Consider the following 19,817-nt stretch of genomic DNA (forward strand, 5'->3'; position numbering starts at 1 on the left):
TGCGCGCGATCACCGATCTGGGCGGTCGAATCACGTCACTTTCCGTCATGCCTCTGAAAGACGGAGAAATGAGCGCCAAGGCGCAAAGCGTTTTGATCACGCGCTTTGCCGAGGCCATTCGAAACGCGAATTGAGGCTTGCAAGAGAACGCCACGCAAGGTGTTGAGGAATTTGTGATTTATTTCCCGAAAGGGACTTTCGCGTAAAGAAACGATAAGAAATAACTGTTTCCATGTTGGAAATTGACGCGCCTGCGGGCGAGAGCATGTGGATTTAAGTGGTGAAATCGCGGCGAAGCTCATTTCTTGACCGGGTGGTTCAGCGCCGCGCCTTGGCGCGCTGGCGTGAAGCTGCAAGAACTGCAGGCAGTCTGGATCTGGCGCAATTGCCGCTTCTGCGTTCAGATGCGCGTGCGCTACGCCGTGAAATCGACTCGGTGCTGCATCAGGTTGACGGGCGGCTACAAATGCCCCGGATCGGTGCCGATTCTGTGCCAGCTCCGCCCACCAGCGATTGGGCTTGGCGCCCCGAGCTATGGCGTGGGCCGGTCTCTCCTTTCGGGGTGGCGGGCGCGCAGAATCGCGCCCAATTGGGGCGGGAACTGACCCTGTTTCACGACTGCGACGAGTCTGAAATCACCCTGCGCCAAATCCGCAACCGCCATGACAGTGATCTGGCTCCCTGCGCGCTGCGGATGGATGTGTTTCGTTTCAATGGCTCGTTTCTGTCTTTCGTGCTTGATCTGCCCGAAACGGCACTGCAGCGATTGCACCTCAATCATCTGGTGCGCCTTGATATGAAACTGGAGCTAGAGCGCCCGCTGGAGATATTCTGTCGCCTCAACATCAAACATGGCCCGAATAGTGAGCAGTTGGTGCGCGAAATGCCATTGACGCAGGGCGACAGCTTTGTGGAATTCGATCTCGCCTACACGCGGATGAACGAGAAGCGGCTGGAGAAGGCCTGGGTCGATATCATCTTTGAGCGCCCCGCTATGAACCAGATTTTGCTGCGCGATTTGACGTTCTCGCGCTACCCACGCGCTGAGTTGTAAGGAACCTGCGATGCTAGAGTTAACGCGCATTCATGCCGGACGCTGGGAGGCGGTTTGGCGCGCCCCCGAGGTCCCGGTGCTTGAAGTGTTGCATCTGGGTCAGGCGCTGGAGGGGCTCACGGTGAGCGGCGCGCCGATGGAATGGCATATTTCACAACCGATCCCGGCAGAGCTGTTGTCAGATGGCGTTCTCAACTTTGTTGTGCGCGACTGCTCCAACGGCGCAGAGGTGGCGCATTTCGCGATCATCGCCGGAGAGCCATTGGCCGATGATCTGCGCGCGGAGATCGACTTGCTGCGCGCCGAGTTGGACTTGTTGAAACAGGCGTTCCGCCGTCATTGCGCCGAGAGCGGCGCCTGAAAGTTGACAGGCGGGCGCGCGATCTGCGCCTCTCTTTCCCGCCGTTTAGTACCCAAAACACAATGTCGTTTTGACCTTGCGAGGGAGGCGGCGCACCCCTAGCCTTCGGCGCAAATATATGGAGGCGAACATGGCGAAAATTGACGCTCGACTGGACGAATTGGGACTCACTCTGCCCGCCGCACCTGCACCTGCGGCGAATTATGTGCCCTTCGTGCGCAGTGGCAATTTGCTCTATGTCTCCGGGCAAATCTCGAACGGGCCGGACGGTCTGATCCTGGGTCGGCTTGGGGCGACGATGGATGTGGAAGAGGGCGCTGTCGCGGCGCGCTTTTGCGGGCTGGCGCTGATTGCGCAGGCCAAGGCGGCACTGGGCGATCTTGATCGGGTGAAGCGGGTGGTGAAACTGACCGGTTTCGTGAATTGCACGCCCGATTTTACGGATCAACCGAAGGTCGTGAACGGCTGTTCTGATCTGATGGTCGAGGTGTTTGGCGATGCCGGGCGCCATGCGCGTGCCGCCGTCGGGGCGCCAAGCCTGCCACTTGGGGTCGGCGTGGAAATCGAAGCAATTTTCGAGGTCGAGTGATGGCGCTACATCCTGCGTTTCTAAACCTGCCAATTGCGCATCGCGCGCTGCACGATACGGCCGCTGGCCGCCCCGAAAACAGTCTCGCGGCGATGCGCGCGGCGATTACAGCGGGCTACGGGATTGAACTTGACCTGCAGCCCTCGGCGGATGGCGAAGTGATGGTGTTCCACGATTACAGCCTGCATCGGCTGACCGAGGAAACCGGCCCTGTGAAGGGCCGCACCGCGGCGGAGCTGTCCAACATTGCGCTGCGTGGCGGGGATGAGGGCATCCCCACGCTTGCCGAGGTGCTGGCGCTGGTCGATGGGCGCGCTCCGCTGCTGATCGAGATCAAGGATCAAGACGGCGCGATGGGGCCTAATGTCGGCCAGCTTGAGGCGGCGGCGGCGGAACTGTTGCGCGATTACCCGGGGCCGCTGGCGGTGATGTCGTTCAACCCGCATTCCATCGCGGCGTTTTCCAAAGCCGCGCCCGCGATCTGTGTTGGGCTGACCACATCCGCCTATGATGCGCAGGATTGGCAATTGTTGCCTGCAGCGCGACGTGATGCGCTGCGTTCGATTCCTGATTTTGACGCTGTGGGGGCGCAGTTCATCTCGCATGAGGCGAAGGATCTAGACTCACCGCGCGTGGCAGATCTGAAAGCGCGCAACGTGCCGGTGTTGTGCTGGACGATCCGCTCGCTTGAGGCTGAGCTGCAGGCGCGCCGCATGGCGAATAACGTCACCTTTGAGGGCTATCTTTCGCCTCTGTCCGCTTGACCAAAAGGTGGCTCGCCCCAAGTTCAGCGAAAGCCCCCGCAAACCTCGGCAGGTGCCATGGATCAAAGCGTTGAAATCACGCTTCATTCGGATATTTCCGAAATAAGCGAAAGTGATTGGAATGCCTGTGCGTGCCCAGAGCTTGCGCAGGGCCTGCGGGCCTATGATCCGTTCACAACGCATCGGTTTCTGGCCGCCTTGGAGGCGTCTGGATCTGTCGGACCGGGCACTGGCTGGGACGCGCGCCATTTGGTGGCGAAGGTCGAGGGCCGGGTGATTGGCGTCGCTCCGCTTTATGTCAAAAGCCATTCTCAGGGCGAATATGTGTTCGATCATGGCTGGGCGGATGCGTTCGAGCGCGCCGGTGGGCGCTATTACCCCAAGCTGCAATGCGCGGTGCCTTTTACGCCGGTGGCGGGACGCCGACTTTTGGTGCTGCCGGGGTTGGAAGAGACCGGGCGGCGCGCCTTACTGGCCGGCATGGCGCAAATTGCCGAGGGGGCGGGCGTCTCGTCGGTTCACATGACGTTTTGTACGCAACCCGAGATGGAGGCCGCCGCAGACGCGGGTTGGCTGCCCCGCATCGGCCAGCAGTTCCACTGGATCAATCGCGATTACACCAGCTTTGACGATTTCCTCGCCGAGCTTTCGTCGCGCAAACGCAAAGCCTTGCGCAAAGAGCGCGCTCGGGCGCAGGCGTTTGGCGGGCAGATCATTTCACTGACAGGCGATGACATTCGCCCCGAGCATTGGGATGCGTTCTGGACGTTTTACCAAGATACCGGCAGTCGGAAATGGGGCCGCCCCTATCTGACGCGCGCCTTTTTCGACGCGTTGCATGAGATGCGCGAGGATGTACTGTTGGTGCTGGCGCTGCGTGATGGCACGCCGATTGCAGGGGCTCTGAACCTGATCGGGCGTGAGGCGCTGTTCGGACGCTATTGGGGTTGCATCGAGGATCACCCCTATCTGCATTTCGAACTGTGCTATCATCAGGCCGTGGATTGGGCGATTGCACAGGGATTGAAACGGGTCGAGGCGGGCGCGCAAGGCGAGCACAAGCTGGCACGCGGCTATCTTCCGGTCGCCACATATTCGGCGCATTGGATCGCTCATCCGGGCCTGCGACGCGCGATTGCCGACTACCTTGAGGCCGAACGCACGGCCGTTGATGAAGATATCGAAATCCTGACCGAGATGGGGCCGTTTCGGAACCTCAAGGAACCGTGAAGGGCATCGGGCGTTTGTCACAGGACATATTAAGGGGACTTGAATGACTTTGGACGATCTTACGAATGTCAGCGGCTGGCTAACCCAGACACGCATCGACGCGGCAATCCTTGTGGCGGTGAATGTTCTGGCCGCACTGGTGATCCTGCTGCTGTCTATGTCCGTCTCGGCATGGGCCAAGCGCCGGATCGTGTCGCTATCAAACAGTCATCAAAAGCTAGACGATACTCTGTTCGGTTTCCTGGGAAATTTAGCGAAATACCTGATTCTCGGGATCGGGATCATCTTCATTCTCAATCGCTTTGGTATTCAAACGACATCGCTGGCCGCCTTGATCGGTGCCGCAGGTCTGGCCGTGGGTCTGGCGCTGCAAGGGGCGCTGAAGAACTTGGCCGCCGGTGTGATGATCATCATGTTTCGCCCGTTCCGGCAGGGTGATTTCATCGCAGCGGGCAGCGAAAGCGGAACGGTGACTGAGATCCAGCTGTTTTACACGGTTCTGACGACCTATGACGGGTTGCAGATCATCGTTCCCAACAGCGATATCTGGTCGAGTTCGATCATCAATTACTCGGCCAATGCGACGCGGATGATGGATCTGACGATTGGGGTCGCCTATAATGCGGATCTGAAAAAGACGCAGTCCATTCTTGAAACTATCTCGACCTCGGATGCCCGCGCTTTGGCCGATCCCGCCCCGACGATCCGGGTGAAGGCGTTGGGGGATAGCTCGGTCGATTTCACCTTTCGGGTCTGGGCCAATTCAAGCGATTACTGGGCTTTGCAAGCCGAGATGCTGCGCAAGATCAAGGAAGAGTTCGACGCCAATGATATCGGCATTCCCTTCCCGACACGCACTTTGGAAGTCGTGCAGGTGCCCCGTATCGAAACTGCGCAGAAGCCTGCGCAAAGCGGTGCAGTCTGAGTTGCAGGGAGGCGCGGAAGCGCTAGGTTTCGTCAGATGCGTTATGGGAGAAAGATATGACCACAAAGCTAGACTCTGAGGAACGCAAAGCGCTGTTGCGCGGGCTGGAAGATACCGGCTGGCGCGCGGCAGAAGGCGCGGATGCGCTGGTCAAACGGCTGATGTTCAAGGATTTCTCTGCCGCTTGGGGGTTCATGTCACAGGCCGCGCTCTGCGCCGAAAAGATGGATCACCATCCCGATTGGCGCAACGTCTATAACAAGGTCGAGATCACGCTTTCGACGCATGATTGTGGCGGCGTCAGCGTTTTGGATATCGAGTTGGCGCGTGCACTCGATGCGCTGGCGGACGATGACTGCGAGGTTGATCGCGATATCGGGCGTCCGATCATGCGGCTTGCGGATGAGGTGCCGGAATAGGATTTGGTTCGGCGGAGAGCGCAAGCCCTCCGCCGCGCAAACTTAAATCGCGGCCAGCAAGCTTTCGCCCGCCGAGGCCTCGCAGGTGCCGGGGCTATCCTCGACATGCAGCACTTTGACAACGCCATCTTCGACCAGCATCGCATAGCGCTTTGAGCGGTTGATCAGGCCCGCGGGCGGGGCGTTGAAATCCATGCCGATGGCTTGGGTGAACGCGCCTTCCGCATCAGCGAGCATGCTCAGCCCCGCCGCAGTCGCGCCGGTTGACTCGCCCCAAGCCTGCATCACGAAGGGGTCGTTGACCGCGACGCAGATGATTTCATCCACGCCCTTTGCAGCAAACGCATCCTTAGTGCGCAGGAAGCTGGGCACATGGGCGGTTGTGCACACGCCGGTGAAAGCGCCCGGCACCGCGAAGATGACGATCTTGCGGCCCTTCATCTTCTCGCCAAGGCTAACATCTTGCGGGCCTTCGCTGCCCATCGAAAGAAAGGTGGCGCCTGGAAGGACGTCGCCGGTGGTGAGTGTCATGGAATGCTCCGTTGCTGTCGCGTTGCGTTTGTCGCTTGGGACGATATAGGGTCAAGCGCGGGTCAGGCCAGTGGAGATTGATATGAGCGGCATCGTTATCGTTGGAGCGGGGCAAGCGGCGGCCTCGATGGCGGCGAAATTGCGCGGTCTTGGCTATGACGGGGCGCTCAGTGTTGTCGGATCAGAACCGGTGCCACCCTATCAGCGTCCACCGCTATCCAAGGCCTATTTGCTGGGCGAAATGGCAGTAGAGCGGCTGACCCTGCGCTCAGATACATGGTGGGCGGAGCATGATGTAAGTCTGCGTCTGGACACCACGGTGAGCGCGATTGACCCGGGCGCGCAAGTCTTCACCCTGTCGGATGGCGATACCCTTGAATATAGCGATTTGGCGCTGTGCACAGGCGCCACGCCCAAGCGGCTGCCTGCCGCGATCGGTGGCGCATTGGATCACGTTTTCACGGTGCGCAATCTGGCCGATGTCGATGCGATGCGCGCGCTGTTCGTAGCGGGCAAACGGCTGGTGGTGATCGGCGGGGGGTATATCGGCCTTGAGGCGGCAGCGGTGGCGCGCAAACTGGGGCTTGAGGTCACGTTGATCGAGGCCGCCCCACGCATTCTGGGCCGGGTGGCCTGCGAAGAGACGGCCGAAGCGATCCGCGCGCTGCACCACACGCATGGGGTCGAGATCATCGAGGGCGTCGGGCTAACGCGATTGACGGGCGATGCGTGGGTCACCGGGGCCGAGTTGAGTGATGGCCGCATGATCGCCGCGGATTTCGTTGTGGTCGGCATTGGCGTCACCCCCGATGACGCGCTTGCGCGCGCGGCTGGGATCGCCTGTGACAATGGGATCGCGGTGGATGCGCGGGGCCGCAGTTCAGACCCGCATATCTGGGCGGCGGGCGATTGCGCGTCCTTTCCCTACGCAGATGGCAGGCTGCGGCTGGAAAGCGTGGGCAACGCGATTGATATGGCCGAATTGGTGGCTGCGAACATGCTGGGGGCGGCCCAGGAGTATACGCCCAAGCCGTGGTTCTGGTCAGATCAGTTCGACGCCAAGTTGCAAATCGCCGGGTTAAATCTGGGTTATGACAAAGTGGTTGCGCGTGCAGGCGAAGGCCAGAGCTTCTGGTATTTCCGGGACGAGCGGTTGATTGCGGTCGATGCGCTTTCGGATGCGCGGGCCTATATGATCGGCAAGCGGCTGATCGAAGGGGGCAAGCCCGTCACATCAGCGCAGGTTGCTGACCCGACATGCGATTTGAAGGCTTTGCTGAAATGAGAATCATTGGTGGCGAGCGGCGCGGGTTGAAACTGGCCGACGTGGGGGCGGGCGATGCGCAGGCGCATCTGCGCCCGACCACCGACCGGGTCCGCGAGAGTATCTTCAACCTGCTGATCAATGGTGGTCATGGCAACCCGGTGGCGGGGGCGCGCGTGCTTGATCTATTTGCGGGCACCGGCGCGCTGGGCCTTGAGGCCTTGTCGCGCGGGGCCGCGCGGGTCGCCTTTGTCGATGACGGCACAGTGGCGCGCGCGCTGATGCGCCAGAATATCGAGGCGATGCGCGCGATGGGCGTCAGCGATGTGTGGCGGCGCGATGCGACCAAGATGGGGCCGTGCCGGGGCGCGGGCTATGACCTGATCTTTCTGGACCCGCCTTATGGGATGGGGCTGGGCGAACGCGCGATTGCCTCTTGCCTTGAAGGTGGCTGGATTGCCCCCGGCGCGATGGTGGTCTGGGAGGAAAGCGCCGCGCCAATGGTGCCTGCACCTTTGGTTCAGATCGACCAGCGCCGTTACGGCGATACGCTGGTCACATTAGCAAGGAACCCAGAATGAACGTGCAAGCGGTTTTGTTTGATTGCGATGGTGTGCTGGTGGATAGCGAGCCTGCGACCTTCGATCTTCTGGGCGAGGATCTTGCCGCGCATGGGCTAGCGATGTCGCATGACGAGATGGAGCGTATGTTCATCGGCGGCACCATCGAAGGCGTGGCGCATCAGGCCCGCGAGATGGGGCGACCCTGCCCGCCGATTGGGTCGAGAGCTATTACATCCGGCTTTATGCGCGGCTGCGCGAGGGGGTCGCACTGATGCCGGGGATTGCGGAACTGCTGGATCGGCTTGACCGTGCGGGCATTGCCTATGCGGTGGGCTCGAATGGGCGAATGGCCAAGATGGAGGCCACGCTGGGCCAGCATCCCGGCATCAAAGCGCGGCTCGAGGGGCGGCTGTTTTCGGGGCAGGATATGGGCTGTCCCAAGCCCGATCCGGCCCTGTATTTGCACGCAGCCCGCGCGGTTGGCGTGGACCCCGGCTACTGTGTGGTGATCGAGGATAGCGCGACCGGCGCGCGTGCGGCCAAGGCGGCCGGGATGCGCTGTCTGGGCTACGCGCCGCAGGGGCCGAATCCGCGCCTTGCTGCAGAAGGCGCGGAGCTGTTTACCGATATGGCGCAAGTTCCGGGGCTGATCGGGCTGGAATAGGGTCTATTTGATCCAGCCCGACAGGTTGTCCTCAACCACATCCATCAGCGCCTTGATGTGCAGATCATCATCGTTGAGGCAGGGGATATAGGTGAACGTCTCACCGCCCGCATGCTCGAACGCTTCGCAGATTTCGCCGTTGATTTCCTCGAGCGTCTCGATGCAATCGGCGGAAAATGCGGGCGAGATCACCGCGATGTTCTTTTTCCCGGCCTTCGCGAGTTCCGCGACATGCTCGACCGTGTAGGGCTTGAGCCAGACTTCGCGACCAAAAACCGACTGGAAAGTGGTGTCGATCGCGTCTTTGTCCCAACCCAACCGCTCGCGCAGCAGACGTGAGGTTTTCTGACATTGGCAATGGTAGGGGTCCCCCTCCATCAGATAGCGCTGCGGCATCCCGTGATAGGAGGCCACCAGCACATCGGGCTTGCGATCCAGCGTGGCATAGACCCTCTCAACCGAAGCCGCGAGCGCCTCGATATAGCTGGGGCGGTCAAAATATTCAGGCGCGATGCGCGCGGCGGGCTGGCGGTTTTGCTTCATCAGGGCGCGGAAGAACTGATCATTCGCCGTAGCCGATGTCGGGCCCGCATATTGCGGATAAAGCGGCAAAAACAGGATCTTCTCGCAGCCCTGCTCGACCATGCGATCCACGACCGATTGCGTCGAGGGGTTGCCGTAGCGCATGCAGAAATCGACCACCACCTCAGCCCCGTAGCGCGCCGAAACCGCCGCGCGCAGCTTGGTAACCTGCTGTTTGGTGATCGTCATCAACGGGCTTTCATCGGCCTCGGTGTTCCAGATCGTCTTGTAATTCGCCCCGCTCGTGAACGGACGGCGCGACAGGATGATCAGTTGCAGCAGCGGCTGCCATTTCCAGCGCGCGATATCGACGACCCGATGGTCGGACAAAAACTCGCTGAGATAGCGGCGCATAGACCAATAATCCGTGCCGTCCGGCGTTCCCAGATTGGCAACCAGCAAACCAATTTTGGCCGCTTTTACGGGCGGGTGGTCGGCGGGCGCATGAGCAAGGCGCGCAGCGGCATCATTCGTCATCTGTCACTGTCCTATTTCTTGTTCTTCGGAACCTTATCCCGACTTAACGGGTTTGCCTGTCAGGTCAATGCGGCCTATTCAACCGACACTGGATCACTTACGTTCGCAACATGATATTGGATGACTCACCCCAGACGAAACCCGGACCACCGGCACTGAACCCGAACGGGGATGCGCTTTTTCTGGATTTTGATGGCTGCCTTGTCGAGATCGCACCCACACCGGATACCATCAAAGTGCCCGATGATCTCCCCCATGTCTTGCAGGAAGTAGCCGCGCGTCTGAATGGGGCGCTGGCAATCGTCTCAGGACGCTCTTTGCACGAGTTAGAGACTTTTTTGCAGGGGTTTGACGGACCAATGGTCGGCTCTCACGGGGCCGAGGCACGCGGCATGACTGCGCCGATGGCACAACAGCCTATGGGCCTGTCTGACTTGCAACAAGAGATGGCGGATTTTGCTAGCCAGTCGGGCCTGCTCTATGAGCATAAAAGCCATGGCGGGGCGGTGCATTTTCGCTCTGATCCCACCCGGCAAGCGCAGGTTGAGGGGTTCGCGCACGCGCTTGCAGAGCGCTATCGCGATTTCACTGTCCAACCCGCAAAGATGGCGGTTGAGCTGCGCCCGACGGGATTTTCCAAAGATGGCGCGCTGGTTCTTTTGTCCGAGCTATCCGCCTTTGAAGGGCGTCGCCCAGTTTATGCGGGCGATGATACGACGGACGAGCCAGCGCTGGCCTGGGCCGAGGCGAATGGCGGTTTTGGTATCAAGATTGGCGCGGGCGAAAGTGTTGCGCGGTTTCGGCTGCCCGAGCCCCAGCAGCTGCGCGGCTGGCTTTCTGCAGCGCTGGAGGGCGAAGCATGGGACGTCTGATTTGCCTGTCAAACCGCATTCCCACCGGGGCGAACCCTTCGGGGGGGCTGGTCGTGGCGCTCGGCGATGTGCTGAGCGAAACCGGAGGTGTCTGGATTGGCACGTCGGGCGAGATCGCCGAGCAACCCGGCACCGAGCTGCGCGAGATCGAGGGCGGACCGTTCAAACGACTCTGCTTTGATCTGACCGAGGAAGAACACGCGCTCTATTACGACGGCTATTCAAATTCGGTGCTGTGGCCGCTGTTTCACGGCCGCACTGATCTGATGCAAATCCAGCAGGATTATCTTGATAGCTACAAGCATGTGAACCGGCGTCTGGCGAAGATGCTTGCGCCGATCCTTCAGCCAGATGACCGGATCTGGGTGCATGATTTCCACTTCCTGCCGCTGGCCTATGAGCTGCGCGTCATGGGCGTGCAAAACCCGTTCGGGTTTTTCCTGCACACCCCGTTTCCCGGCCCGACCACGATGCGGGCGCTGCCCAACGGGCGCGAGATTTGCGAGTGGTTATCCAATTTCGATCTGATCGGCTTGCAAAGCGAGCGCGATGTGCGGGCCTGTCTTGCCTCGATGGTGGAAATTGGCGGCGGCTCGGATTTGGGGAGTGGCTTTGTGCATCTCTCACCGCGGCAATGCCGGATCGCGGCCTTTCCGATCTCGATCGACGCGGGCGAATTCAAGACCTTGGCCGAGCGCGAGATCGAAAAGCTGCCCGCTGGCATCGTCAAAGCCAATCGCAGCCTGATGATTGGCGTGGATCGGCTGGATTATTCCAAAGGGGTGCCGCAACGGTTTCGTGCCTTTGGCGAGTTTCTCGATCGCCACGAAGATTGGCACCGCCATGTCTCATTGATCCAGATTTCGCCCCCAACCCGTGAGGGCGTGCCGGCCTATGACGATATTCGCGAAGAGACCGAGCATCTGTCGGGGCGCATCAACGGGCAGTTTGCCGATATCCAATGGGCGCCGATCCGCTTTATCAACCGCCCCGTGCCGCGCGCGGTGTTGGCGGGGCTTTATCGGGCCTCGCAAGTGGGGCTGGTGACGCCGCTGATGGATGGGATGAACCTTGTCGCCAAGGAATATATCGCGGCGCAAAATCCCGAAAATCCCGGCGTATTGATCTTGTCGAAATTTGCCGGGGCCGCCGAGCAGATGGAGGAGGCGCTGATCGTCAACCCTCATGACACCGAGCAGATGGCGACATCAATGCTTACCGCGCTGTTGATGTCGCTGTCAGAGCGGCGCGAGCGCTACCATGCCTTGATGAAGGGTCTGACCACGCATGACGTGCATTGGTGGTCCAAGGCATTTCTGACCGCCTTGGGGTAAGCGGCGTTGGGCCAATCAGTGACCCGGCTTGTCACCCGTCGGAATTTCCATCGTGCCCAGCGCATCAGCCAGACGTTTCGCGGCTGATCCGGGGCGCAAAGGTTTTTGCTGTTTCGGGTGGGGTTTCCAGCCCGTCAGCCAGACCATCTCAAATGTGGCGCGCATCCGGCCATCAGGCTCGCGATAGCTCTCGGAATAGATCCTCAGAGACTCGGACATCACGTCACGGCGGGTGAAGTGGCGGCTGCGAGTGGTAAGCGCATTGGTCTCGCCCATGGCGCGCAGATCGCTGAGCAGGCGCAGCGGCGTTTCATAGGTCACTTTGCGCGTCACCGCATCTGCCACGGGCAGCGCAAACCCGGCCCGCCCCAGCAAGGCCCCGAGATCGCGAATTTCGCCCATCGGCAGCACGCGCGGGCTAAGACCGCCGGTGATCGACGCCTCGGCCTGCGCCAGCGCCGCGCGCAACTCATTCAGGGTCTGACCGCCAAACATCACGGCCAGAAATAGCCCATCAGGTTCCAGCGCGCGGGCAGCCTGCACCATCTGGCCGACCGGATCATTGGCCCAATGCAGGCACATCGCATGCACCACCAGATCATGCGCGCCCGCTTCCAGATCAAGCAGATCGCTATCGGCCACGAATTTGGCGTCGGGCAGGATTTTGCGCCACGGTTCGGGAAAAGCGGTGATCACAGCGGGCGACGTAAAGGTTCTGTTAACCTCTTGGAGCCTTTCATACAGCTCATCAGCCGCGTCCTCGTGCAGGAACAGCTCGGGGGCGCGCGCGGCGCGGGCACGTTGGCGCATCAAGGCGGCGCGGTCGGTCAAGAGGGGCGGTGTGTTCATGGCTAATTCAGGTCTTAGCGTGCTTCGCGCACGGATGCTAGCGGGAGGGATGCATGCGCTGCACGCCGTCTTCCCGCCGCGCTGTATTGCCTGTGGCGAAGAGGTCGGGTCTGATTTCGGCCTCTGCCTGAGCTGCTGGGAGCAAACGAGTTTCGCCACCGGAACGGTCTGTGATGCCTGCGGGGTGCCGCTGCCGGGCGATGACGGCGGCGAGGCCGTGCTGTGTGACGACTGCCTGACCCATCCGCGCCCCTGGACGCGCGGGCGCACGGCGATGATGTATTCCGGCGTCGGGCGCGATCTGGTGCTGGCGTTCAAACATGCCGACCGGCTTGATCTGGTGCGGCCAATGGCAGGGTGGATGGCGCAGGCCGCGCGCGCCCTGATCACGCCTGACACGCTGATTGCGCCGATCCCTCTGCATCGCTTGCGGTTGCTGAAGCGGCGTTACAACCAATCCGCGCTTTTGGCCAAGGCGATGGCGCGGATCACCGAACGCGAAGGCTGCGTCGATCTGTTTTTGCGCACCCGAAACACCCCCAGCCAGAAAGGGCATGACCGCGGCGCGCGGCTTGCCAATCTCTCTGATGCGATCACCCTGAACCCGGCGCGCGCCGATCTGATCGCGGGGCGCAATGTGCTGATTGTGGATGATGTGATGACCTCAGGGGCGACGCTGGGGGCGGCCACACAGGCGGCCATGCACGCCGGTGCTGGCCGAGTTGACGTTGTGACACTGGCGCGCGTTGCGAAGGCGCCCTAAATCCCTATAGTCGAGCCGACTTAAGAAGGATTATCGCATGAAGCGCGTCGAGATCTATACGACCCGGACCTGCCCGTTCTGCATCATGGCCAAGCGCCTGTTGGATCAAAAGGGCGTTGCCTATGAAGAAACCGACGTGGGCCGTGACCCGCATCTGCGCGCACAGATGACGCAGCGCGCAAAGGGTAGGCGCACTGTGCCACAAATTTTCATCGGTGATCAGCCAATTGGCGGCTGCGATGAGCTGCATGCGCTTGATCATTCGGGCAAGCTCGACACTTTGTTGGCGGGTTGAGCCGATGAAAGCAGCTCTGGTTCAGCTTTCTGTCACCGATGACCCGGTCAAGAACCTGCCGATCACGCTTGAGTTCATCCGGGAGGCTGCGGCCGGTGGCGCGCAGATGATCGCGACGCCCGAATGCACCAATCTGATTTCCTCGGATCGCGCCTATCAGCGCACGGTGCTGCACCACGAGCACAATGACCCCACGCTGGCCGCAATCCGACAAGAGGCGGAACGGCTGGGCGTGTATGTGCTGATCGGCTCGCTCTGTCTGAAAACCGACGATGAGGATGGGCGTTTTGCCAACCGGTCGTTTCTGATCGGACGCAAAGGCACCATCAAGGCGAGCTATGACAAGATTCATATGTTCGACCTCGACGTATCCGAGACCGAACGCTACCGCGAATCAGAGGGCTATCGCCCCGGCAGACAGGCGGTGCTTGCGCCCTCGAAATACGGTTTGCTCGGGATGTCGGTGTGCTACGATCTGCGCTTTCCCCATTTGTATCGCCAACTCGCACAGGCAGGTGCGACTATTTTGACGATCCCGTCGGCCTTTACAGAGGGCACCGGGCGCGCCCATTGGGACATTCTGGTGCGTGCGCGCGCGATTGAAAACTCATGCTTCGTTCTGGCGCCGGCGCAATGTGGCACGCATGGCGCTCATGAGGGGGGACCACGCAAGACCTGGGGGCACTCGCTGGCAGTGAACCCTTGGGGCGATGTGCTGGTCGATGGCGGCACCGAGCCGGGCGTCAGCCTTGTCGATATCAATCTAGATGAGGTCGAAACCACGCGATTGCGCCTGCGCTCGCTGTTTCATGACCGGAGCTATGAGGCACCGTGAGCCAAGATCCCGATCCCCTTGCCGCAGCCCTATTCGCCGAGGTCTTCATGGCCGACCAGTTGGCGCGCAGCGTGGTCAGCCGCGCCCTGCCCAAGGGGATGGAAATTTCACATTTCTCGGTGCTCAACCTGTTGAGCCACATCAATGAGGAACGCACCCCTGCACAGTTGGCCGAGGCGCTGCACGTGACGCGCGGCGCGATGACCAATACGCTTGCCAAACTGGAATGGGCGGGACATGTGCATGTGCGTCCCGATTGGGATGATGCGCGGCGTAAATGGGTGTCTCTATCGCCCTCGGGTCGGCGCGCCCGCGATGGCGCACTCGCATCGTTGATGCCGATCATCGGAGGGATCGTGCGCGATCTGGGTCCCGACAAAGTGCGCGCAACCTTGCCGGTCTTGCGCGAATTGCGCGCGCGGCTGGAAGAAAGCTGATCGGGTTGGGGGCGCTGCCCCCGGCCTGCGGCCTCCCCCGGGATATTTCGATCAAGAGGAAGAAAAAACGCCCGGCTCGGGCCCGTTTCTGGGCTGCAAGGCCGGACGCTTCCCCTTGAACGGTCATCGGCGTCCCCGCCTGTTCCGCAAAACCAAACTCACCTGATTCTGGTAAAGAAAAGCCTAACTTCCTCTTGATCGAAATATCCCGGGGGTGAATGGCGCAGCCAGAGGGGGCAGAGCCCCTTTCTCCTGGACTCAAAAGGCCCCGTCGTTTTGACACGACGGGGCAAGGCTGTGCCTGAGGACGAGCCTCAGGCACTGGCGGTAAACTTGTGTTGCTAGTGAAAGACGCTCAGGTCATCTCTGCGCGAATTTGTTGACGCAGCAGATCAATGGGGACCTGTTTGCCATCGCGCTTGAACGTCCAATAGGTCCAGCCATTACAGCTCGGCGCGCCTTCAAGATGCGCACCGACCTGGTGGATCGAACCTTTGACATCATCGCCGATCAGCGTGCCATCAGCGCGCACCTTGACCTTGTGACGACCGTTCATCGAAAACAGCTCTTCGCCGGGGCGCAGCATGCCGCGCTCGACCAATTGACCAAAGGGCACGCGCGGCTCGGAGCGTTTCGAGGTCGAGACCTCGAGTGCCTCGCGGTCGAATTTGCGAATCTTCGAGAGGCGTTTTTGCGCCACCTCGCGATAGGCTTCCTCGCGCTCAATGCCGATAAAATCGCGGCCCAGCATTTTCGCCACAGCGCCCGAGGTGCCGGTACCAAAGAACGGGTCGAGCACGACATCGCCGGGATTGGTGGTGCCTACGATGAGACGATGCAGCAGGGCTTCGGGTTTTTGGGTGGGATGGGCCTTGTCGCCATTCTCATCCTTGAGACGCTCACCGCCATTGCAGATCGGGATCACCCAATCCGAGCGCATCTGAATGCCCTCGTTCAGCGATTTCAGCGCCTCATAGTTGAACGTATATTTCGCGCCCTCGGCTTTGGAGGCCCAGATCAGCGTTTCATGCGCATTGGTCAGGCGTTTGCCGCGGAAATTCGGCATCGGGTTGGATTTGCGCCAGACCACATCATTGAGAATCCAGAAGCCTTGATTCTGCAGCTCAGCGCCCATGCGGAACACATTGTGATACGATCCGATCACCCAGATCGCCCCATTGGGTTTGAGGATGCGGCGCGCGGCGGCCAGCCAGTCGCGTGTAAACTGGTCGTAATGCGCGAAGGATCCGAACTGGTCCCAAGCGTCATCCACCGCATCGACCTTGGAATTGTCGGGGCGATGCAGATCGCCGCGCAGTTGCAGGTTGTAAGGGGGGTCGGCAAAAATAAGATCAACACTGCCCTCGGGCAGGCTGTTCATTACTTCGATGCAGTCACCTGCAAGAATCTGGTTCAGGGGCAGTGCATTGCGCACTACCGGGGTCTTGATCTTGGTCATACTCGCCTCTTTCTGCCCGTCTTTCGGGTGTCGGCTTTTGCGCCGATCTATGTCCACCAAGATGAGTCAAAGGCGATTCCCCGTCAATTTCTTTTTTGAATCAAGGGGTTATAAATTTCTCTTGGCACAAGATATTGTGGACGGGTTTGAATGAACGTCTATGAACAGGGGTTACCCCCAAATCTAGAAGCGCTTGCAGATGGTCCTTGGTCGGGTAGCCTGCGTTTCGTTCCCAACCATAACCCGGATACTGTTGCGCCAAATCCACCATCAGCAAATCGCGCGCTTCTTTCGCGAGAATTGAGGCCGCCGCGATCGACACGGAGCGGCCATCGCCTTTCACCACAGCTTCGGCTGAGAGGGTAAGGTCGCGCGGCAGGCGGTTTCCATCGACCAAGACATGATCGGGGCGCTTGGGCAGTCCCGTAACCGCGCGGCACATCGCCAGATGCGAGGCTTGCAGGATGTTTATCGCGTCAATTTCTTCGACGCTGGCATGGGCAACGCAAAATTGCGCGGTTTGCATGATCTCAGCGGCAAGCTTGGCGCGTTTCGCCGCACTGAGCTTTTTCGAATCGTTCAACCCTGCGGGGATATGAGCCGGATCCAGCACCACTGCCGCCGCCGTTACAGGGCCACAAAGCGGGCCGCGCCCCACCTCGTCAACGCCAGCGATTACGGTGAAGCCGCGCAAAAGGGCGGCGCTTTCGAAGGAAAAATCGGGGGCTTGTGTCATCGCACCGAGATGCCCCGGTTTAGCGTCGCGTTCAACGAAAAAGCGGGGGCACTTGGCCCCCGCCCTGCTCGACGGTGCGTTCTGTGGCACCTGCCTGCTGACTTAGCGACGTGAGTCGCGCCCGTAATAGGCGTTGCGATCCCAGTGATTGCGGTCCCAGCGATTGCGATCATAGGCATCGTTGCGACGCTCCACACGGCGTTCAAAGCGGCGCTCGTCACGGCGATCCACACGGCGGTCGCCATGGTGGCCGTGACGATGCACTTCGCGATACACAACACGCGGCGGCGGCGGCGGCGCATGACGCACGCGGCGTTGGTTGTTGTTTGCGGAATCAAGGATCAGCGCCGCAGCCCCAATCCCCAAGATGACGGTCAACGCCTGACGGTCCTTCTGGCCCAGCGCCGCCGCAGGGCTCGCGGTGGCGGCAAAGGTGCCCAAAGCCAGCGCGGAGGCGGTGAACAAAGCGGTCATTTTGGTTTTGAGTGACATGGTCAGTCCTTTCGGTAGGGCGACCCACCGGGGCCGCATCAAAGCGATAAGTCACCCTCATCCCAATCGGCTTGGACAGACAATAACGCCGCGATGTTATCGGATAGCAGCCCCACCAACCCCCTTTGGCTATTGAATAACATTGCCGGTTTGCGCAACGTGGTCGGCATGAAACAGCTTATCCTCATATGCGCCTTCATCGGCATGGCAAGCACGGCACAGGCCGAGTGTTATGCCGATTACAAGGCCAAGCGCGACGACCCGTTGCAGCTGCAATATGGCGTGGCGAGAGTCTCGGATAAGGCGTGCTCGAAACAGGGGGCCGCGCGCGAATTAGCGCCGAGGCTCAAGTCTGCGGGCTGGACCTTGTTGACGGTTGTCTCCACATTCGGCCCCGAAGGCTTAGCGCAAAGGAAGGCCAGTGCCGGACCATTTTACCTCCGTTACTGACAGTTTGCGGCTGGGTTCGCGCGCGGTGATCGGCGGAATCGCGGCGGTGGTCGCGATTCTGGCGATAGCGGCGGGGCTGTTATTTGCCGCACTGCCCGATGCCAACGCGTTCAACGCGCGGGTCGAGCAGATTTTCGTGCAAAACGACAACCTCACCTCGCAGGCTGAGATCAAGCTGCTGGAAGTGCTCGCGCAATCGGGCACCGCGTTTTCCGATGTGCTCAGTTCTTATCGCGTGATCATTTTCATCCTGCTGATCTTTGCGGCGGCGCTTTTGATCGTCACACTGATCTTCTTGCTGCTGCTGATCGGTCTCAACCGTCGCATGATCGAGATTCGCCGCGCCGGGATCGAGGTGCAATCTTTGCACATCCTGCGCAGCGAAAACGCCGTGATGCTCAACGATATGGCGTTCTCGTTGACCCCCGCCGCGATTGAGACCCTTTCGGTGCTGGCCGAGGCACGGATGGATGACGATATCCTCACCGGGGTGCAGATCGAAGCGATGATATCGGGCCGATCCGAGGCCGATTGCGACGAAGCCGCAGGTGCCACACGCATCAAACGGCTGCGCGATGCGCTGGGAAATCAGCTGGTGACAGAGCTGCTGGTGCGCAATATCGCGCGCAAGGGCTATGCGCTGAGCGTCGCGAAAGAGGCGATCCGCGTCGATTGAGTCCGGTTGCACCGCTGTCACATGCACCTTATATCCCGGGCCTGTCCTGCCGGGGGAAAAGCCATGTCTGACACGCCCTTCTACCTGATCGACGAAATGCGCCTTCTTGAAAATATGCGCAAGATCGAACGCCTGCGCGAACGCTCGGGGGCGAAGGCGCTGCTGGCGCTGAAATGCTTTGCCACATGGTCGGCCTTTGACATCATGCGCCCCTATCTGGATGGCACGACGTCGAGCTCGCTGTTCGAGCTGCATCTGGGGCGCGAGAAATTCGGCAAGGAAACCCATGCCTATTCCGTGGCGTGGTCTGATGGCGAAATCGACGAAGCCATCGGGTATGCCGACAAGATCATCTTCAATTCGCTGAGCCAGCTTGACCGTTTCGGCGACAAGGCCGCGCATATCGAACGTGGGCTGCGGCTCAATCCACGGTTTTCGACCAGCGGCTTCGATCTGGCCGATCCGGCGCGGCCGTTCTCGCGTCTGGGCGAGTGGGATACCGAGCGGCTTGAGGCGGCTATGGGGCGGATCTCGGGCGTGATGATCCACTATAACTGCGAGAATAGTGACTTTGCGCTGTTCGATCACCAGCTTGGCCGGATCGAGGCAGAGTTCGGCGATATCCTCAAGCGGCTCGATTGGGTCAGCCTTGGCGGTGGCATCCATTTCACCGGCGAAGGCTATCCGCTGGATGATCTCGCGGATCGGCTGAAACGCTTCTCTGACGATTTCGGCGTGCAGGTCTATCTCGAGCCCGGCGAAGCGGCGATCACGCAGACCGCCAGCCTTGAAGTGACGGTGCTGGATATTCTCGACAACGGCAAAAAGATCGCCATCGTCGACAGCTCGATCGAAGCGCATATGCTGGACCTGCTGATCTATCGCGAAACGGCCAAGCTGCCCCAGAACGGCACGCATGAATATCAGATCGCGGGCAAGACCTGTCTGGCGGGCGATATCTTTGGCGATGGCAAATTCGATGCGCCCTTGCAGATTGGCGACCGGATTTCGATTGCCGATGCAGCCGGTTACACGATGGTCAAAAAGAACTGGTTTAACGGCGTGAACATGCCCGCAATCGCAATTCGCCGTGCCGATGGCACGATCGAGCGGATTCGAGATTTCACCTATGAGGACTACCTGTCCTCATTGTCCTGAAGGGCGCTCGCGCCCCCTTCCCCTGTCCAATCAAAAGG

General features: G+C 60.4%; 24 protein-coding genes and 1 pseudogene. 19 read left to right on the plus strand and 6 right to left on the minus strand.

The features are described from left to right. Positions 1-280: 280 nt before the first annotated feature. The 7 genes from QZ571_RS08145 to QZ571_RS08175 all read left to right on the plus strand — a co-directional run bounded on the left by QZ571_RS08145 (position 281) and on the right by QZ571_RS08175 (position 5,342). Positions 281-1,054 carry a DUF6478 family protein gene (locus QZ571_RS08145; RefSeq protein ID WP_295533332.1) on the plus strand — a complete coding sequence of 258 codons (774 nt, stop codon included), beginning with the start codon at positions 281-283 and terminating at the stop codon, positions 1,052-1,054. A gap of 10 nt (positions 1,055-1,064) precedes the next feature. Next, entirely contained in the window at positions 1,065-1,415 is a 351-nt protein-coding gene (locus tag QZ571_RS08150) for a hypothetical protein (protein WP_295533334.1), read from the plus strand. A gap of 130 nt (positions 1,416-1,545) precedes the next feature. Beyond that, positions 1,546-2,004, plus strand: a complete 459-nt coding sequence (locus QZ571_RS08155; RefSeq protein WP_295533336.1) for a RidA family protein — start codon at positions 1,546-1,548, stop codon at positions 2,002-2,004. Further along, positions 2,004-2,768, plus strand: coding sequence for a glycerophosphodiester phosphodiesterase family protein (locus QZ571_RS08160; protein ID WP_295533338.1), 765 nt, complete (start codon positions 2,004-2,006; stop codon positions 2,766-2,768). The genes QZ571_RS08155 and QZ571_RS08160 overlap by 1 nt, the downstream gene beginning before the upstream one ends. Positions 2,769-2,825: 57 nt before the next feature. Next, positions 2,826-3,998 (plus strand): GNAT family N-acetyltransferase, encoded by a 1,173-nt coding sequence (locus tag QZ571_RS08165; RefSeq protein ID WP_295533340.1) that lies wholly within the window; start codon positions 2,826-2,828, stop codon positions 3,996-3,998. Between the two features lie 43 nt (positions 3,999-4,041). After that, positions 4,042-4,923, plus strand: a complete 882-nt coding sequence (locus tag QZ571_RS08170) for a mechanosensitive ion channel domain-containing protein (protein WP_295533342.1) — start codon at positions 4,042-4,044, stop codon at positions 4,921-4,923. Positions 4,924-4,979: 56 nt separating this feature from the next. Next, positions 4,980-5,342: a 4a-hydroxytetrahydrobiopterin dehydratase gene (locus tag QZ571_RS08175; RefSeq protein WP_295533344.1), complete on the plus strand. Its 363-nt coding sequence runs from the start codon at positions 4,980-4,982 to the stop codon at positions 5,340-5,342. Positions 5,343-5,384: 42 nt separating this feature from the next. On the opposite strand, the gene QZ571_RS08180 is transcribed toward QZ571_RS08175, so the two are convergent. Further along, the gene (locus QZ571_RS08180) at positions 5,385-5,873 is read right to left on the minus strand and encodes a peroxiredoxin (RefSeq protein ID WP_295533346.1); all 489 of its coding nucleotides are present in this window, start codon (positions 5,871-5,873) and stop codon (positions 5,385-5,387) included. 82 nt (positions 5,874-5,955) lie between these two features. Here QZ571_RS08180 and QZ571_RS08185 point away from each other — a divergent pair, with 82 nt between their 5' ends. The 3 genes and pseudogenes from QZ571_RS08185 (at position 5,956) to QZ571_RS08195 (ending at position 8,364) form a co-directional block, all read left to right on the plus strand. Next, positions 5,956-7,158: an FAD-dependent oxidoreductase gene (locus QZ571_RS08185; protein WP_295533348.1), complete on the plus strand. Its 1,203-nt coding sequence runs from the start codon at positions 5,956-5,958 to the stop codon at positions 7,156-7,158. Next, a complete protein-coding gene (gene rsmD / locus QZ571_RS08190) occupies positions 7,155-7,718 on the plus strand; it encodes a 16S rRNA (guanine(966)-N(2))-methyltransferase RsmD (RefSeq protein ID WP_295533350.1) in 564 nt (187 codons plus the stop codon). Before QZ571_RS08185 ends, rsmD begins: the two co-directional genes overlap by 4 nt. After that, positions 7,715-8,364: pseudogene (locus QZ571_RS08195) on the plus strand (HAD family phosphatase). The gene rsmD and the pseudogene QZ571_RS08195 overlap by 4 nt, the downstream one beginning before the upstream one ends. 3 nt (positions 8,365-8,367) lie before the next feature. Here the strand turns inward: QZ571_RS08195 and hemH are convergent. Beyond that, positions 8,368-9,423 (minus strand): ferrochelatase, encoded by a 1,056-nt coding sequence (gene hemH, locus QZ571_RS08200; protein WP_295533352.1) that lies wholly within the window; start codon positions 9,421-9,423, stop codon positions 8,368-8,370. Positions 9,424-9,533: 110 nt separating this feature from the next. Here hemH and otsB point away from each other — a divergent pair, with 110 nt between their 5' ends. After that, on the plus strand, positions 9,534-10,295 hold the full coding sequence (gene otsB / locus QZ571_RS08205) for a trehalose-phosphatase (RefSeq protein WP_295533354.1): 762 nt from the start codon (positions 9,534-9,536) through the stop codon (positions 10,293-10,295). Then, on the plus strand, positions 10,283-11,629 hold the full coding sequence (locus QZ571_RS08210) for a trehalose-6-phosphate synthase (protein WP_295533355.1): 1,347 nt from the start codon (positions 10,283-10,285) through the stop codon (positions 11,627-11,629). The genes otsB and QZ571_RS08210 overlap by 13 nt, the downstream gene beginning before the upstream one ends. A 15-nt stretch (positions 11,630-11,644) precedes the next feature. Here QZ571_RS08210 and QZ571_RS08215 read toward each other — a convergent pair whose 3' ends face one another. Further along, on the minus strand, positions 11,645-12,478 hold the full coding sequence (locus QZ571_RS08215; protein WP_295533357.1) for a methyltransferase domain-containing protein: 834 nt from the start codon (positions 12,476-12,478) through the stop codon (positions 11,645-11,647). On the opposite strand from QZ571_RS08215, the gene QZ571_RS08220 reads away from it, so the two are divergent. From QZ571_RS08220 to QZ571_RS08235, 4 genes are read left to right on the plus strand one after another with little or no spacing between them, the layout of a single operon-like run. Beyond that, positions 12,477-13,241, plus strand: a complete 765-nt coding sequence (locus tag QZ571_RS08220; protein WP_295533359.1) for a ComF family protein — start codon at positions 12,477-12,479, stop codon at positions 13,239-13,241. The genes QZ571_RS08215 and QZ571_RS08220 overlap by 2 nt on opposite strands. Positions 13,242-13,278: 37 nt before the next feature. Further along, positions 13,279-13,536: a glutaredoxin 3 gene (grxC, locus tag QZ571_RS08225; protein ID WP_295533361.1), complete on the plus strand. Its 258-nt coding sequence runs from the start codon at positions 13,279-13,281 to the stop codon at positions 13,534-13,536. Positions 13,537-13,540: 4 nt separating this feature from the next. Further along, positions 13,541-14,371, plus strand: coding sequence for a carbon-nitrogen hydrolase family protein (locus QZ571_RS08230; protein ID WP_295533364.1), 831 nt, complete (start codon positions 13,541-13,543; stop codon positions 14,369-14,371). Further along, positions 14,368-14,808, plus strand: a complete 441-nt coding sequence (locus tag QZ571_RS08235) for a MarR family transcriptional regulator (protein WP_295533366.1) — start codon at positions 14,368-14,370, stop codon at positions 14,806-14,808. The genes QZ571_RS08230 and QZ571_RS08235 overlap by 4 nt, the downstream gene beginning before the upstream one ends. A gap of 355 nt (positions 14,809-15,163) precedes the next feature. Here QZ571_RS08235 and QZ571_RS08240 read toward each other — a convergent pair whose 3' ends face one another. The 3 genes from QZ571_RS08240 to QZ571_RS08250 all read right to left on the minus strand — a co-directional run bounded on the left by QZ571_RS08240 (position 15,164) and on the right by QZ571_RS08250 (position 17,495). Continuing rightward, positions 15,164-16,267: a site-specific DNA-methyltransferase gene (locus QZ571_RS08240; protein WP_295533368.1), complete on the minus strand. Its 1,104-nt coding sequence runs from the start codon at positions 16,265-16,267 to the stop codon at positions 15,164-15,166. 100 nt (positions 16,268-16,367) lie between these two features. Beyond that, positions 16,368-17,003, minus strand: a complete 636-nt coding sequence (locus QZ571_RS08245) for a ribonuclease HII (protein ID WP_295533370.1) — start codon at positions 17,001-17,003, stop codon at positions 16,368-16,370. Between the two features lie 102 nt (positions 17,004-17,105). Then, positions 17,106-17,495 (minus strand): hypothetical protein, encoded by a 390-nt coding sequence (locus QZ571_RS08250; protein WP_295533372.1) that lies wholly within the window; start codon positions 17,493-17,495, stop codon positions 17,106-17,108. A 168-nt stretch (positions 17,496-17,663) separates the two neighbouring features. Here QZ571_RS08250 and QZ571_RS08255 point away from each other — a divergent pair, with 168 nt between their 5' ends. The 3 genes from QZ571_RS08255 to nspC all read left to right on the plus strand — a co-directional run bounded on the left by QZ571_RS08255 (position 17,664) and on the right by nspC (position 19,779). Next, the gene (locus QZ571_RS08255) at positions 17,664-17,945 is read left to right on the plus strand and encodes a hypothetical protein (protein WP_295533374.1); all 282 of its coding nucleotides are present in this window, start codon (positions 17,664-17,666) and stop codon (positions 17,943-17,945) included. Next, a complete protein-coding gene (locus tag QZ571_RS08260) occupies positions 17,917-18,621 on the plus strand; it encodes a hypothetical protein (RefSeq protein WP_295533376.1) in 705 nt (234 codons plus the stop codon). Before QZ571_RS08255 ends, QZ571_RS08260 begins: the two co-directional genes overlap by 29 nt. A 63-nt stretch (positions 18,622-18,684) precedes the next feature. Beyond that, positions 18,685-19,779 carry a carboxynorspermidine decarboxylase gene (gene nspC, locus QZ571_RS08265; RefSeq protein ID WP_295533378.1) on the plus strand — a complete coding sequence of 365 codons (1,095 nt, stop codon included), beginning with the start codon at positions 18,685-18,687 and terminating at the stop codon, positions 19,777-19,779. The last annotated feature ends 38 nt before the right edge of the window (positions 19,780-19,817 follow it).

Source organism: uncultured Thioclava sp. (genome assembly GCF_913064665.1).
GTDB lineage: Bacteria > Pseudomonadota > Alphaproteobacteria > Rhodobacterales > Rhodobacteraceae > Thioclava > Thioclava arctica.

What these genes read in the sequence shown, in the direction of transcription:
- QZ571_RS08150 (WP_295533334.1), top strand. Translation starts at nt 1,065, where the DNA reads ATGCTAGAGTTAACGCGCATTCATGCCGGACGCTGGGAGGCGGTTTGG.
- QZ571_RS08155 (WP_295533336.1), top strand. Translation starts at nt 1,546, where the DNA reads ATGGCGAAAATTGACGCTCGACTGGACGAATTGGGACTCACTCTGCCC.
- QZ571_RS08160 (WP_295533338.1), top strand. Translation starts at nt 2,004, where the DNA reads ATGGCGCTACATCCTGCGTTTCTAAACCTGCCAATTGCGCATCGCGCG.
- QZ571_RS08165 (WP_295533340.1), top strand. Translation starts at nt 2,826, where the DNA reads ATGGATCAAAGCGTTGAAATCACGCTTCATTCGGATATTTCCGAAATA.
- QZ571_RS08170 (WP_295533342.1), top strand. Translation starts at nt 4,042, where the DNA reads ATGACTTTGGACGATCTTACGAATGTCAGCGGCTGGCTAACCCAGACA.
- QZ571_RS08175 (WP_295533344.1), top strand. Translation starts at nt 4,980, where the DNA reads ATGACCACAAAGCTAGACTCTGAGGAACGCAAAGCGCTGTTGCGCGGG.
- QZ571_RS08180 (WP_295533346.1), bottom strand. Translation starts at nt 5,873, where the DNA reads ATGACACTCACCACCGGCGACGTCCTTCCAGGCGCCACCTTTCTTTCG.
- QZ571_RS08185 (WP_295533348.1), top strand. Translation starts at nt 5,956, where the DNA reads ATGAGCGGCATCGTTATCGTTGGAGCGGGGCAAGCGGCGGCCTCGATG.
- rsmD (WP_295533350.1), top strand. Translation starts at nt 7,155, where the DNA reads ATGAGAATCATTGGTGGCGAGCGGCGCGGGTTGAAACTGGCCGACGTG.
- hemH (WP_295533352.1), bottom strand. Translation starts at nt 9,423, where the DNA reads ATGACGAATGATGCCGCTGCGCGCCTTGCTCATGCGCCCGCCGACCAC.
- otsB (WP_295533354.1), top strand. Translation starts at nt 9,534, where the DNA reads ATGATATTGGATGACTCACCCCAGACGAAACCCGGACCACCGGCACTG.
- QZ571_RS08210 (WP_295533355.1), top strand. Translation starts at nt 10,283, where the DNA reads ATGGGACGTCTGATTTGCCTGTCAAACCGCATTCCCACCGGGGCGAAC.
- QZ571_RS08220 (WP_295533359.1), top strand. Translation starts at nt 12,477, where the DNA reads ATGGCTAATTCAGGTCTTAGCGTGCTTCGCGCACGGATGCTAGCGGGA.
- QZ571_RS08215 (WP_295533357.1), bottom strand. Translation starts at nt 12,478, where the DNA reads ATGAACACACCGCCCCTCTTGACCGACCGCGCCGCCTTGATGCGCCAA.
- grxC (WP_295533361.1), top strand. Translation starts at nt 13,279, where the DNA reads ATGAAGCGCGTCGAGATCTATACGACCCGGACCTGCCCGTTCTGCATC.
- QZ571_RS08230 (WP_295533364.1), top strand. Translation starts at nt 13,541, where the DNA reads ATGAAAGCAGCTCTGGTTCAGCTTTCTGTCACCGATGACCCGGTCAAG.
- QZ571_RS08240 (WP_295533368.1), bottom strand. Translation starts at nt 16,267, where the DNA reads ATGACCAAGATCAAGACCCCGGTAGTGCGCAATGCACTGCCCCTGAAC.
- QZ571_RS08245 (WP_295533370.1), bottom strand. Translation starts at nt 17,003, where the DNA reads ATGACACAAGCCCCCGATTTTTCCTTCGAAAGCGCCGCCCTTTTGCGC.
- QZ571_RS08250 (WP_295533372.1), bottom strand. Translation starts at nt 17,495, where the DNA reads ATGTCACTCAAAACCAAAATGACCGCTTTGTTCACCGCCTCCGCGCTG.
- QZ571_RS08255 (WP_295533374.1), top strand. Translation starts at nt 17,664, where the DNA reads ATGAAACAGCTTATCCTCATATGCGCCTTCATCGGCATGGCAAGCACG.
- nspC (WP_295533378.1), top strand. Translation starts at nt 18,685, where the DNA reads ATGTCTGACACGCCCTTCTACCTGATCGACGAAATGCGCCTTCTTGAA.